This is a genomic window from Azospirillum lipoferum (genome assembly GCF_024170005.1).
Lineage (GTDB): Bacteria > Pseudomonadota > Alphaproteobacteria > Azospirillales > Azospirillaceae > Azospirillum > Azospirillum lipoferum.
On the sequence record NZ_JALJXJ010000011.1, the window covers coordinates 148,287 to 162,489 of the forward strand.

The 14,203-nt window shown below is 69.7% G+C and carries 9 protein-coding genes; all 9 read right to left on the reverse strand.

The features are described 5' to 3' along the window. Window positions 1–3: 3 nt before the first annotated feature. The 9 genes from J2848_RS24030 to J2848_RS24070 are packed head-to-tail and all read right to left on the reverse strand — an operon-like array spanning window position 4 to window position 14,180. Window positions 4–1,662 carry a DUF2190 family protein gene (locus J2848_RS24030; protein WP_149232885.1) on the reverse strand — a complete coding sequence of 553 codons (1,659 nt, stop codon included), beginning with the start codon at window positions 1,660–1,662 and terminating at the stop codon, window positions 4–6. Further along, complete coding sequence (locus tag J2848_RS24035; RefSeq protein ID WP_149232886.1) at window positions 1,659–2,906, reverse strand: glycosyltransferase family 4 protein; 1,248 nt, start codon at window positions 2,904–2,906, stop codon at window positions 1,659–1,661. Before J2848_RS24035 ends, J2848_RS24030 begins: the two co-directional genes overlap by 4 nt. Before the next feature lie 10 nt (window positions 2,907–2,916). Next, entirely contained in the window at window positions 2,917–4,104 is a 1,188-nt protein-coding gene (locus J2848_RS24040) for a glycosyltransferase family 4 protein (protein WP_246194011.1), read from the reverse strand. Further along, window positions 4,089–5,591: an O-antigen ligase family protein gene (locus J2848_RS24045; protein WP_149232887.1), complete on the reverse strand. Its 1,503-nt coding sequence runs from the start codon at window positions 5,589–5,591 to the stop codon at window positions 4,089–4,091. The genes J2848_RS24040 and J2848_RS24045 overlap by 16 nt, the downstream gene beginning before the upstream one ends. Further along, the gene (locus tag J2848_RS24050; RefSeq protein WP_149232888.1) at window positions 5,588–6,598 is read right to left on the reverse strand and encodes a glycosyltransferase family 2 protein; all 1,011 of its coding nucleotides are present in this window, start codon (window positions 6,596–6,598) and stop codon (window positions 5,588–5,590) included. The genes J2848_RS24045 and J2848_RS24050 overlap by 4 nt, the downstream gene beginning before the upstream one ends. Then, complete coding sequence (locus J2848_RS24055) at window positions 6,595–7,767, reverse strand: glycosyltransferase (RefSeq protein WP_149232889.1); 1,173 nt, start codon at window positions 7,765–7,767, stop codon at window positions 6,595–6,597. Before J2848_RS24055 ends, J2848_RS24050 begins: the two co-directional genes overlap by 4 nt. A 51-nt stretch (window positions 7,768–7,818) precedes the next feature. Beyond that, window positions 7,819–10,143, reverse strand: a complete 2,325-nt coding sequence (locus J2848_RS24060) for a GumC family protein (RefSeq protein WP_149232890.1) — start codon at window positions 10,141–10,143, stop codon at window positions 7,819–7,821. A 60-nt stretch (window positions 10,144–10,203) separates the two neighbouring features. Then, window positions 10,204–12,333, reverse strand: a complete 2,130-nt coding sequence (locus tag J2848_RS24065) for a hypothetical protein (RefSeq protein ID WP_211103226.1) — start codon at window positions 12,331–12,333, stop codon at window positions 10,204–10,206. Beyond that, window positions 12,330–14,180 carry a glycosyltransferase gene (locus tag J2848_RS24070; RefSeq protein ID WP_149232891.1) on the reverse strand — a complete coding sequence of 617 codons (1,851 nt, stop codon included), beginning with the start codon at window positions 14,178–14,180 and terminating at the stop codon, window positions 12,330–12,332. Before J2848_RS24070 ends, J2848_RS24065 begins: the two co-directional genes overlap by 4 nt. Window positions 14,181–14,203 lie beyond the last annotated feature (23 nt).

A 14,203-nucleotide genomic window follows, 5' to 3' on the forward strand; every position in this document is an offset into this window, starting at 1 on the left:
CCGTCAGCGCGACGCCAGCCGCAAGTCCATCATGACGCTGTCGCTTCCCGCCGGAGCGTCGGTCGCGGCGATGCCGACCGGTAAGAACGGCCCAGGGGTGGAATCGACCCGCTGGGGAAGCCCGCCTGCTGGGTGCAGAAGACTGCCCATGCGGACCGCGGCGCGGGTCTTGCCGACCGGTGCGGTGCCGCTGGTGGCGACGGGCACGATGCCGCCGGCGGGGGCGGAGGTCAGCGCGACGCCGTCGGCCGGATGGTCCTGCTCCAGCCGGCGCACCCGGTCGTAATCGCGTTGAACCAGATTGCCGGCATCGACGCCGCCGGAACCCACCTTGCGGAACTCGCCGGTGCAGTCCACCGCCTCGAACCGGTTGGCTCGGCAGGCGCCGGAGACACTGAGCGCCGGGGCCAAGCCGTCGCGGCCGAGACGGATCAGTCGTTCCGCATCCTCGAACCGGTTGCCGACGGCGGACGACGCGACCAATGCTGCGGTCTCGATGTCGGCGGCTCGGTCGTTGGTGCCGTCGCCGAAGCTGGCGCTGCCGCCGGTGAACTGGTTGCGCTCCAGCGACCGCACCACGATCAGGCCGGTGACCGGCCGTTTGGGCAGGCGGTAGTCGGGCATGAGCGAGCCGCTGCACCCGATCAGGACATTGCCGTACATCTCCGCCATCGGCCCCTGGATCCAGCCGTTGCCGCAGGCCTCGAAGGCGCAGTCCAGGAACTTGTTGTTGGACAGGAAGGTCCGCTTCGGCGCCCCGTCCTCCGCCAGGATGGCGTAGGGGGAGAAGCCGAAATGGCAGGAGAGGAAGCTGGAATGGTCGATGCCGTTCTCCGGCGCCACGGCGATGGAGGCCAGCGTGTTGCCGGCAAGATCGGTGTCTAGGAACAGATGGTCGCCGAAGCTGTCGGTCCCCTCCGACCAATAGGCGCCGATGTGGTTCTTGGTCAGCTGGCAGGAGATCAGCGAGGAATGGTCGCGCCAGACATCCACCCCGACGCGGAAGCCGAACACCCCGACCCGTTCCAGCAGGAAGCGGGAAGTCAGGGCGATCCCCCCCATGCCCGGCGGCGCATCGCCCGGCCGGTTGCCGGGCTTCGGCCCGCGCAGGCTGAGATGCGCGATGCGGCTGCGCTGATAGCCCTTGTTGTCGTCCCGTGCACCCTGCCGGCTGCCGCAGCGGATGGCGAAGCGGCCCGGCCCGAGATCCACCGGCCAGGACAGCAGCGAGGCACGCATGCCGGCGCCGACGATCTCCACCTCGTTGAAGGCGTCATCATAGCGGTCGAGGTTCGGCAGGATGATCTCGCCGTCCAGCCGGTACTGGCCGGGTGGAACCAGCACCGTTCCGCCCTGACCGGCGCGCGAGAGTTCCAGGACGGCGCCTTGCAGGGCGGCCCAGTCGCATTCCTGATCCAGGGAGCGGACATGCGGATGGACGCGCCGTGCCGCCTCCAGGCTTTTGTAGCGTTCCGACAGGGGATGGCTGCGCCCGTCGCCGATGGCACCGCGGTCGCGGATCGACAGGGCCGGGCCGTTCCGCGGCGGGTCAGGGGGTGGGCGCAGGGATTTGCCCTGAGCGGCTTGCACGGCTGCGGGGAAGGAGAGCGCTGCCGACAGCAGCGCGCGCCTGCCGATACGGCAGCCGGCCCCCCAGCTCATGGCGCCCGCGCCCGCACCGGGTGACTGAGCCCGCTGCTGAGAGCCGTGCGATAGACCTCCTCCACCCGGTCGAGATGGCGGTCCAGCGTGAAAGGGGCCCGCCAATAGCGGTCGTAGGCGTTGCGGCCCATCCGCTCGACCTCCGCATCCTGGGAGAGCTGTTTCAGGCAACGGGCGAGGTCGGCAGCGTCGCCGCTGCGGAACAGGAAGCCGTTCTCGCCGGGCAGCACCGCTTCCGCCGCCGCGCAATTGTCGCTGACGATGACGGGAACGCCATTTGCCAGAGCTTCATAGGCGGCAAGGCCGAAGGTCTCGTACCACAGTGACGGAACCACCAGTGCGCGTGCCCGCCGCATCTCTTCCAGCACCGCGTCGGGTGGCAGCCAGCCGGCAAGCTCCGCTTCCGGGTTCAGCCGGCGGACCGCGTCCGCCTCGTCGCCGTCGCCGACGAAGCGCACCGGGCAGCCGGCCTGTGCCGCCGCGCCGGCCATCAGAGCAGCACCCTTCTCGCGCGACAGGCGACCGACGAACAGCACTTGTCGGTTGGCGGCAACTGGAGCGGGGCCATGGTCCTCAACCTCCACCGGGTTCGGGATGGGCAGGGTTACGGTCCCGGGTGGCAGATGGGAGGCGATCACCGCGCGCTGGCGGTCGCTGAGCGTCACCAGCGCCATGCCCCCGGTAAAACCGCCGGCCAGCGCCCCCGCTGCATGACGGGCCGCCCGCCACCATTTGTGGTGCCGGGCGCGGGCATCGCAGTCGGTGGCGAGGCAGCCTGCGGACAGTGCCCGGTGCGGGCAGTTGACGCCTTCGGGAAAGACGAAGAAGGCGCCGTTGGGGCAGAGCGGGAAATAGTCGTGCAAGGTCAGCAGCACCGGCAGGCCGGACTTGCGGCAGACCGGGAAGACGCTGGGGGACAGCGCCTTGGCCCAGCCATGGATATGGACCACCGTGTCGTTGGCCGGACAGGTGCCGAGCAAGCCTTCCAGCGCGCGCGCCGCCTCGCGGTTCCAGATGCCGCGCAGCGCGGCCTGGACGCGGTCGGCGTTGCCCTTCAGGTCGGGCTGCTCCAGGCAGTGGACGGTGATGCCATCGGTCAGCAGCGCCGGATCGATGGGCGGCACGGCAGTGAAGAATTGGACCCGGTGGCCGCGCCCGGCCAACCCGACGGCGCTTGCGATGGCGACCTTCGCCAGCCCGCCGCTGGGGTGGGCGTGGTCGCAGAGGATGACGATGGTGCTCATCAGGGGGTGCTCATTGCAGGGCGCCGCGATAGACCGCTGCGGTGCGGGCGGCGATGACCGGCCAATCGAAGCGGCTGCGCACCAGTGCTTGGCAAGCAGCGGCATCCGGCAGGCGGCGGACGCCGGTCAGCGCCTCAGCAAGGCCGATGCCGATCGACTGCGCGTCGGTGCCTGCCAATACGAGGTCGCCGTCCAGCTCTTCCACCACCTCCGGCAGGCCGCCGACCGGGGTGACCATCACCGGCGTGCCGGCAGCGAGCGATTCCAGCGCGGTCAGGCCGAAGCCCTCCAGCGCCTGCGACGGCATCACGCACAGATCGGCGGCGCGGTAGGCCAGCGGCAGATGGGCGTCGGGAACGAAGCCGAGCAGCCGGACATGCTCCTCGAGCCCCAGCGCGCCGATGCGGTCCTGAAGGGCCGCCGCCTCCGGCCCGCGACCGGCGACGACCAGCAGAACGTCGGGCACCCGCCGGCGCAACTCCACCATCGCATCGACCAGCGCGGTCAACCCCATGCGCTTCACCAGCCGGCGAACCGTCAGTACGGTGGGCCGCCCCTGCGGCCAGCCGAGGCGGGCACGCGCCTGATGCTTGCTGTCCGGCAAGTCGTAGCGGTCGGCATCCACGCCGCCCGGTACCCGGTGAATGCGCTCCGGCCGCACACCGTAACTCTCAGCCAGGATGGCGGCGAAGGAGCGTGACAGCACGACGAAACGGGCGGCGCGGTGATAGACCAGCCGTTCCACCATGAATTTCAGCCGCACTGCCAGCGGACCGGCGCCCTCCGCCGCACTTTCCAGCGCCCAGGGGCCATGGAAATGGACGACCAGCGGCCGGTTGCGCAGGGCGGGCAGGGCGCCCACCGTGTTCAGCGCGAAATGCGACGCGACGAGGTCCGGCCCCTGCCGGCGCAGCGCCTCCGCGATGGCGACCCGCGCCGCGGCCAGCCGGCGCGGCAGCGAGGCCGTCGGCGGGGCGAAGCTGTCGATGCGGGCGCCGTTGTCCAGCGTCTCCGAAACATTGCCAAGCACCAGCCCGGAAAAGGCGATGCCCTGCTGCGGCAGGTAACGGGCGAGATGGTAGAACATGTTCTCCGCCCCGCCATGGTTTTCCGGGAACCAGCCCAGCCCGAGTTGAAGCACGCTGGCCTCCCGCATCTCCCCTGGCAGACTATCGGGCGGGATCAGGCTTCCGTCCATTGCTTGTCCTCTTGGAATTGGCGGCCCGGACCTGTGGGTTGAATGGCGGCCTGCTGACTGGCCAGCCCGTGGTTCTTGGCGGCCATTGCCATGCCCAGGAAAAACCAGAAGCCGACGCCCGTCACCTTCACCAGCGTGTGTTCGAACACCATGCAGCCGAGGATGGTCAGTGCCGCCGTCTCGGCACAGCGGGCGAACGGGTCTGGCGGCGCACCGCCGCGGCGCAGCATCCCAACCGTCAATGCGATGATGCCGGTGACATAGCCCAGCGTGCCGGGCCAGCCGAGCTCGTAGGGCACGCGCAGGATGCCACTGTCGAAGAAGGCCATGGCGCCCAACTGCCCGTCCTCGTTGGTCAGCTTGGTCGCGGTGTCGATGGTGCCGAGCCCGGCGCCGCGCACCTCGGTCAGCGCCTGGATCAGGAAGCGGCCGTAGAACTCCTGCCGCTCCTGATAGCTGCGGTCGTTCTCCATCGAGTTCAGCGTGTCAAAGCGGGAGATGATGGCCTGACTGACCATCGGCACACTGAGGAGCGGCAGGGAGCACAGCACCAGCCCGACACCGACCGCGACCAGCCGCAGCCGGTGCCGGCCCGGCATGGTCAGCAGCAGCCACGCGAAGGAGAACAGTCCCGCCAGCCACGCCGCCCGCACGAGGCTGAGCAGCAGCGACCCCAGCGCCAGGGCGCCTGCGACGGGAACGAGAATGCCGCGCGCCGCCGGCAGCACCACCAGCCCGGTCACCAGCAGGAAGGCCATCGGACCGGAGGAGTTCAGCGTGCTGAACACCCGCACCTGCATCGGCAGCGGCATGCCCTGGTTGGTCATGCCGACATTGATCAGCCAGCGCGCATCCCAGGCCGGCATGACGAAATATTGGATCAGGCCATAGCCGCCGACCAGCGCCAGCCCCAGCACGAAGGCGCGCAGCACCGCATCGCGCATCTGCGGGTAGAGCGGCCAGTGGAGTGCGACGTAAAGCCCCAGCGTTACTGGGACCAGCCAGTTCAGCAGGGCGAAGGTCGCCGCCGCCACACCGGCCTGGGTAATGCCGTTGAAATAGGCGTAGAAGATGCCGAGCATCACCGGCACGAAACCGAAATAGGCGCGGTAGCGCAACATCGGCAGATATTGTCCGATCACCAACCAGGTCATCGCGCCGACGGCGAAGGGCGTCACCATGACCGGGCTGATGACGCTCCACCCCGCTTGGTAATCGACCAGCCGCCGCACCTCCGGCGTCAGGAACCACAGCCACCAGGTGAAGGCGGCGAAGCGGGCGGGGTCGCGCGTCACCAGCAGCGCGCCGACGGTAAGCGCGCCGACCGGGAAGATGATCTCCAGCAGGCCGGCCTTGCCGACCAGCACCGGCATCGCCACCAGGAACCAGAAGACCGGTGCCGCCAGCTTGCCGACGGACGGCAGGTCGCCGATGGCGTGACCCGCACCATGATGGCTCCGCTCCAGGCCAGTGGTGACGACGGTCATGCCGGTGTCTCCCGCCAGTCACGCATCCCCGCCAGCCGGCCGCGCAGCGTGGCGCGCAGCTTCGCCCCGGCATGCCGGTCGCCGCGCAGCCTCAGTCTTGCCCATTGTGCCAGACCCGGAAACTCGCAGGTTCCCACCAGCATCGCCCAGGCGGCGAAGGCGGCGCGGTTGGCCGGGCCGAAATGGGCCATCAGGGCCAACGTGTCGTTGAAGGTCGCGTTTTCCTGCGCCAGCGGATGGAAATGGTCGGCTCCGCGCTGGTCGATGTCGAAGCGCACGGCCGGAAAGTGATCGACCGCCACCAGCGGGTCGTAGACCAACCGCCAGCCCTGGCGGGACAGCCGCAGGCAGAAATCCACCTCGTTGCGGACCTGGGCGCCGCTGCCGCGCAGCCGGGTGTTCAGTCGCTGGCCGGCGATTGCCGTGCGGCGGAAGCTCCAGTTGGCGCCCTTCAGCACGTCGACGTCCCGCCCCGGGCCGACACCCAGATGGTGGTTGCCGATGACCCGGCCGAACCATTGCAGCCGGCCGACCACCTCCGCCTCCCCGGTTTCGGGTACGGTGCCGTGATAGACATGATCGCGACCGCCGACACCGCCGATGCGGGGATCGGTGCGATACCAGGCCTCGATCCGCTCGACCCAGTCGGGATGGGGAACGGCATCGTCGTCGGTGATGGCGACGATATCGCCACGGGCATGGTCCATGCCGCGATTGATGGCGGCGACCTGCCCCGGCACGTCGATGCCGACGATCTGGACCGGCAGGGCAGGGGAGTAGCGGCGGGCGACCTTTGCGGAGTCCGGGTCGCTGTCACGCACGGTGACAACCACCTGGACCGGTGCCAGCGTCTGGCGGACCAACCCCTCCAGACAGCCGGCGAGCTGGTCCGGCCGGCGGTAGGTCGGGACGATGACGGTGACGCCCAGCCGCTCGACGGTGTCGGGATCGATCGGGACCAGTGACACCGGGCGGGCCATGGTTGACGGGGTCATGTTGCCGCTCATGCCGGGGCCAGCTCCCGACCGCGGCGGCTGGCAGTCTTGGACCGTTCCGGTGCCAGGGAGGCTTCCTCGCCGTTCATCCAGCTGTCGATGGTCTCGCGCAGGCGCATTTTGAACACGTCGCGGTCGAAGCGGGCGGCGTGGGCGCGGATGGCAACGGGGTTGAAGCGGGGTTCCTGCGCCTCGAACCGCTCCACCGCCTCGATCAGGCCTTCCGGCGTCTGCTGGTCGAAGAACAGGCCGGACAGGCCGTCGCGCACCGTCTCGGTGGCGCCGCCTCGGTTCAGTGCGATCACCGGCCGGCCGGCGGCCATCGCCTCCACCGGGACGATGCCGAAATCCTCGTTCGCCGTGAAGATCAGCGCCCGGCAGGAGGCATAGTGGCGGTCGAGCGCCGCCGGGGAGCAGTGGCCGACCAGTTCCACCGTCGGTCCGGCCATCTGCTTCAGCCGTTTGAACTCCTCCCCCTCGCCGACGACGACCAGCTTGCGGCCCATGCGGTTGAAGGCCTCGATGGCGATGTCGGCCCGCTTGTAGGAAACGAGCTGGCTGACGAACAGGTAATGGTCGCTCCGGTCACCACCGTCGGCAGAGGTGACCGTAGCGAAGCGCTGCGTCTCCACCGGAGGGTGGATGACGGTGGCGTCGCGGCGATAGACCCGCCAGATGCGCTGAGCCACCGTGTGCGAGTTGGCGATGAAGCGGTCGACCCGCGCCGCCGTCGCCAGATCCCATTGCCGAAGCCGGTGGATGGCATAGGGCATCAGCGGCCGCACCATCGGGCCGGCCGAATGCAGGTAATCGTGATAGCCGCTCCACACATAGCGCATCGGCGTGTGGCAGTAGCAGACATGCAGCGCATCGGGCCGCGTCAGCACACCCTTCGCCGGGCCGGATTCGCTGCTGATGACGAGGTCGTAGGCGCTGAGGTCGAGCTGTTCCAGCGCCAGCGGCATCAGCGGCAGGTATTTCTGGTACATCCGGTGGGCCATCGGCAGCCGGTCGATGAAGGTCGTGGTGACCCGGTGGCTGCGGATGACAGGTGATATGCGCTCCGGCCGGTAGACATGGGTGAAGATGTCGGCCTCCGGATACAGCTCGCACAGGGCTTCGATGACCTTCTCGCCCCCGCGCATCCCGACGAGCCAGTAATGGACGATCGCGACTTTCATGGTGGGTTCTCCCGAAAGGGACCGGCGCTCACGTGAGCCGAGGATTCAAACTCAGGCGATGCGGCGTAGGCGGTAGGAGCGGCCGCTGGGCGGGCGGGCGCCATATTCGAGGTTCGCATGCTCGCGGGCATTCACCATCGACAGCACCGCCCCGCCGATCCGCCCGCCGACCTGCCGCACCTGCTTGATCCCGGCGCTGGCAAGGCTGGAAGCGGTGCGCGCCCAGCGCACGACATAGAGGACGCGGTCGGCCAGCGGTGCCAGGATCAGCGCGTCCGATACCGACAGCACCGGCGGCGTGTCGAGGACGACCACATCGTAGCGTTCGGCAAGCTCCACCAGCAGCGACAGCATGGCCTTGGAACCGAGCAGGATCTGCGGACGGTCGACCGGCCGGCCGGCCGCGATCACCGCCACACGGCGACGGTCGTCGACATGCACCACCTGATCGAGCGTCGCGTCGCCTTCCAGCAGGTCGGTCAGCCCCTTGGGCGGACGGACGCCACCGAGAAGCCGGTGGACGGCAGGGCGGCGAGTATCGCAATCGACGATGACGACCCGGCGGCCGGTATCGGCCAGGAAGGCGGACAGGGCGACCGCCAGCGTCGTCTTGCCCTCTCCCGCCACAGACGAGGTCAGCATCACCACCTCGCCGCCCTTGATGCTGGCCGGCTCGGCCCCGGTGCGGACCAGATGCAGCCGGGCGCAGAGCCGCCAGACAGCCTCGGCGAAGTCGCCGCCACCGGTGTTGGAATAGGGATCACGATCGGCTTCGGCACTGGCGGACCGCTTGGTCCGGCCCAGCAGCGGCACGATGCCGACGGCGGGCAGGCCCAGCACCGCCTCCACCTGATGGGAGCTGTAGACCCCGCGCTGCCGCATGGTGCGCACCAGGGCGACACCGGTGGCGATGGCGCCGCAGACGACGGCTGCCAAGCCGGCCAGTACCGCCTTGCCCGGCCCCACCGGCCCGCCCGGAACGGCGGCGGCCGAGACGACGCGCACGTCTGGGGTCATCTCCAGCGCCTGGAGCACCTGGGTTTCCTTCAGGCGCGTGACGGCGCGGCGATAATTGTCGTCGGACGCATCGGCCTGCCGCTGAAGGTCGCGCAGCTTCACGTCGGCCTGGAGCGTGTCGAAGGATTCCGTCCGCAGACCTTCAAGACGGCGGGACAGATCCTGGATCTTGGCGACCTGCTGTTCCACCTCGCCCCGCAGGCTGCGGACCACGCGGTCGACCTCGGTGGCGAGGGTGGCGTTCAGTTCGCGCAACTCCGCGGTCGGCCGGTTCAGCGCCGGGTGGCGGTCGCCGTATTGGGCCCGCAGTTCCGCAAGCTGGGCGTTCAGCGCCGCCTGACGCTGGCGCAGGGTGGTGATCAGCGGATCACCGCCGATGTCGGCACCGGTCAGCGATTCCGGATTGCCCGGCCGGACAGACTGCAACTGGCGCAGCCGGGCCTGGGCGTTGGCATGGGCGGTCCGCGCCTCCGCGAGCTGGGCATTGAGGGCAGACATCTCCTCATTCACCAGCGGAGCGTCGCGGCCCTTCACCAGGCCGGTTTCCGACCGCATCGCCTCGACCGCCGCGCGGCCGGTGGAGGTCATGTCCTGGCGCAGTTCGTCCAGACGGCTTTGCAGCCATTCGCTGGCGTTCTGGGTGGCCTTGCGCTTCGCCTCCACCTGGAGGGCGAGGTAGGCGTCGGCGACCGCGTTGGCGGCGCGGGCGGCGAGCTGCGGGTCCTTCGCCTCCACCGTGATGCGGATGGCGCGCGACTGCACGCCGGGGCTGATGCGCAGGTTCTTCTGGAAGGCGTCGGTCAGGCGGGCATTTTCCCTCTCCTGCGCATTGCCGGTCGGCGGGGCCGGGCGTGGCGGCGGCGTCACAAGGACGGCCAGCGGTTCCGGCAGCAGCGCTGCCACCTCCGTCAGCAGGGCGCGGCCTTCCTCCATCAGCGGGGTCAGCAGGCCCGGCTTGTCGGTGGTCGCGGCATATTCCGGTTCCTGTCCCAGGTTCAGCGCTTCCGCCACACGGGCAGCGAGGTCGCGGGAGCGCAGGATTTCGACCTCCGTGTTGACGGTGTCGAGATAGATCCCCATCGGCTCGGAGACGGACGGGATGTTGATGACGCGGTTCGGATGCGGGTCGATCACCACGACGGCGGAGGAACTGTAGAGCGGGGTCATGGCATTGATCAGCAGCAGCGCCGGTAACCACAGCACCGCTGTCAGCCCGAGGATCAGCCATTTCTGCCGCCACAGCATCTGGGCCAACCGACTGACGTCAACCTTGTCGGCACCCGTTCCGACCGGCGGTGCGACGAAGCCGGCAGCGAACCCGGCCGTGCCTGACGGCAATCGGTGTTCCGGTGCGTCCATGGGCTGAACTCCTTCCTCTCGGGCGAACTGTGCGCGGTGATGCAAGACGGCTGAGATGGCTCAGGCGACCTCGGCCGGGTCACGGCTGGGCTGGCGGGTATCGTTCGGGGCTTCCGGTGGCAGAACCGGCGGCAGCTTCGGGGGCGTGGAAACGGTATGTCCGGCCTTCGCCTCCGCCAGGATGCGGGCGTAGCGGGCGACGGTGTTGGGTGTGACGTTGACCAGCGTTCCGGTCCCGCCGCCATTGGCGACGAGTTGGGCGACCTGGAACAGCGCGCGCCCCTTCTCCAGAACTTCTCCCGGCAGCATCCACAGGATGGAATCGATGTTGGACGCCAGCCATCCCGGTCGGCCGTCGTGCGTCAGGCGGCGTTCGGCGGCGCGGACCTGAGTGGTGTTGCGGATGGTGTAGAAGGGGGACCAGCCGTCCCAGTCGCCGGCGGTGAAGGGCAGGGCGACAAAGCCGCCGTCGGTCACCATCGGCTCGGCGGAGCCGAACCCGGATTTGGTCCACATGTAATCGAAACCGGCGGATTGGACGGCGGCGGCGACCTCCGGCCGCAGGAGACCAGGGCGGGCGCTGTCATAGGGACGCCACGCCTCGTAAAAGCGGTCGAGCCGGTAGCGGCGCAACGCATTGCCGATCATGCGCCGGGCATCCATTGCCGATGTGCCGGTTCGGGGGGCTGTGCGCGGCGTGCCTTCCGGTACCGTCTCGACGCTCGCCGCCGGGGTTTCCGATGGGCGCGGGCGGGGGGAGATGCGCAGGACGGGCCGCCCCTCCTCCCAATGCAGGCGCGGGGTGCGGCCCGGCACCAGAGGGGAGTCGACCAGCGGCCACCAGCCGCGCGGTATCAGCCCGGGCGGCAGCATGGTGGCAATCTCCGCCCGGGCGTCGGTCAGCAGGCGGGCCAGTTCGCCATCCGGCATTTCGCCCTCGGCACAGACGCCGCGGCCGGTGCTGCCCAGCAGAAGCTCCACCCGGCCCAGCACACCGCCGCGCTCCTCCGGCACCGACAGCAGGGCGAGATCGGCGGGGCTGGACTGAGTCAGGCTGTCGACGGTGACCACCAGTCCGCAACGCAGGCCGGTCGCCGCCACCAGATCGAGGATGCGTGGGATGCAGTGCAGCTCGCGGATCATGCCGGACCACAGCACCAGCGTGGTCAGCACCCGCCCCTCCGACGCCCAGCGGCGCAGCGTGGCGTCGTCCGGCTCGTAATCGGTGAAGGGGCGTGGCGGCTCGGCGATGCGCAGCGGCACCGCGGCGGTGCTGGCGAAGGGCGGATCGGGATCGACGATCTGCAACCCGCGGCCCAGCCGGCCCAGCGCGAAGAAGTCGTGATCGTCGAACTGCCGGCCGTAGACCGGGTCGGCGCCGGCCTGGATCAGGTCCGCGGCACGTTCGATCACGTCGGTCTGCGGCCGGCCGTAGAGCGGCAGCAGGCGCTTGGTCGCCGCCAGCGGCAGTTGGGCGGCGATCAGGTCGGGGTCGCCCAACAGGGTGCCGTGGCCCCAGCCGGCATGCCGTCGGGCCAGCGCGGCGCTGAAGCTGGCATAGCTCTCCCCCGCGACCTTGCCCTCGGCTGCGTCGAGACCGCCGGGGAAACCGCGGGCGCGCACCGGGTCGACGCAATGGCCGGTGAAACGCCGGGCGCCCAACGCCTCCAACCGGTCCCGCAGTCCGGCATCGGCGCTGATGTCGATGCCGAGGCAGGGGGCCGCCATCAGCTGCGGATAGAGGAACGGCGCCGCAACGATGCCGAGCGGGGTCTGCGGCGCCATGTCCAGCACCGCGACCTCTTCCGGGATCGGCTGGCCCAGCAGGCGGAAGGCGGTCTCATAGAGTGCGGCCGGATCGGTGCTGCGCAGGGCGCTTTCGCCTCCCGCCTCCACCACCGGCCACAGAGGAGAAGCCGGGTCGCCCAACGCCACGACACGGAAGCGGGTGGTCAGCCATAGAGCGTGGTCCAGATGCCGGCCGCCGGCCATCAGGCTGCCGGTGCCGGTCGCCTCGGTGCGGTTACCGTCCTCCCAGCCGCCGAAATGGCGGCCGCTGCGACGCCCGTCGTAATAGAGGTCGAAGGTCCAGCCGGCGCGTTCCGCCGCGGCGGCCAGCGCCGGCGCCATGGCGACGCGATGCGGGTCGCCGCCATGGGCGAGGAAGAGGAGAAGGGGCGGTTTCGTCACGATGCGTGCCCCTCCGACCCTTTGCCGCCGCGCCGGCACCACCACAGATGCCACTTCGCCACCCCCGGCGGGCCGAAATGATCGGTCTTCTGCAGGGTCAGGCCGGTGGCGGCGATGGCCTTGCGCATCTCCGGCGCCCAATGGTGGCGGACCAGCGCCTTCCATTCCGGCAGCACGCCGTGGCAGCGCATGGTCGCCAGCAGCCGGTCCGGCCGCCACCGGTAGTAGCGGGGATAGGCGATCACCCACAGCGGATTCGCATTGGTGGTGTCGCAGGCGATCCGGCCACCGGGCTTGACCACCCGTTGCAGCTCGCGCACGCCGGCCTCCAGGTCCGGCAGATGGCAGAGCAGATCCATGGCGATGACGAGGTCGAAGCTGTCGTCGGGGAAGGGCAGCTTGCGGGCGTCGGCCTGCTGGACGGTTAGGGCGGGGAAGCGTTCCTTCGCCTCCGCCAGCATGTCATGCGAGATGTCGACCAGCGTCACGTCGTGCCGGCCGGCGAACGGTCCGGTGATGCGACCGTACCCGCCGCCGACATCGAGGATGCGCATCCGCGGCAGCCGTTCCAGCTCCGCCGCCACCGCGCGCCGCTTCTCGTCATAGATGCGGTAGAAGGGGGTGGTCGGGTGGTCGGGGCGGAAATGACGGCGGTAGCCGTTATTGTAGATACCGGAGCCGGCGGCCTGCGTGCGCTCGGCCTTGGCATTCTCCAGCAGAGCGGCAACCCGGGCGGCGACGGTGTCGACGTCGAAGCTCTTCGCGTGCTCCAGACCGGCCGCGGCGACCGCCTTCAGCCCGTCGGGGTCGGCCAGCCGGGCGATCAGCATGTCGCGCAACGGTTCCGCCTCCCCGGGCGGGACCAGCCAGCCGGTACGGCCATGCTCGATGATCTCCGGGAAGCCGCCGCAGTCGCTGGCGACCACCGGCACGCCGAGCGCCATCGCCTCCACCACAACGAAACCGAAGCTTTCCCACAGGGAGGGGACGACCGCCATTTCCGCCCGCGCCACCACGGCCAGCGCGTCGTTGCGCGGCAGGGCACCAGTGAAATGAACACGGCCGGCGACCGGCGCCACGTCGCGGCGGAACTGGTCGATCACGGCGGCGCTGGCCGGATCCTCTCCGCCGATCATCATCAGATGCAGGTCGGGGTTGGCGGCCAGCACGCTTGGTATGGCACGGCCCAGCGTGGCGATGCCCTTACGCCCCTCCAGACGGCCGAAGAAGGCGATGAAGCGCTTCGGCAGCTCGATCGGCGGTTCGGCCGTCTGGTTCACCGCCACCGCGGCAAGGTCGATGCTGTTGGGGATGACCTGGATTAGCTCCGGCGGGATGCGCCAGTAATCGGCAACCCGCCGGGCGATGGCGCGGGTGGAGGCGTAGATCGCCGCACTGCGCTTGGTCTGGTCGCGTTCCAGCGCGTTCAACAGATGGGTGTGCGGCACCCAGGGCTGGCTGTTGGTGTCCATCACCAGCCCGGTCGGCGTCGCCAGCCGCGTCACCACCGGAATCGTGCTGAAGCGGGTCAGCCACCAGGCGTCGGCATCGAACTCCGCCGCATGAACGACGTCGGGACGGAAGGCGCGGACGGCATCGGCCAGCCGGCGGTTGGTGCGGAAGCGGTCCAGCACCGCCTGCACGCGCGGACCCGGATCGACGCGCTGCACCGTCACGCCGTCCTCGATGGCGGTGCCGGCCGGCAGGCCGCCGGCCTTCCATGGGGTCACCACCTGAACGGTATGGCCGAGCCGTGCCAGCGCACGGGCCATCGTGTGGGTGTGCGTGGCGATACCGCCGAGCTTTTCGCCGGGTGGGTATTCGGGCGTCAAGAGCGACAGTCGCATTGCGGTTTCCTCAGTTCCTGGAG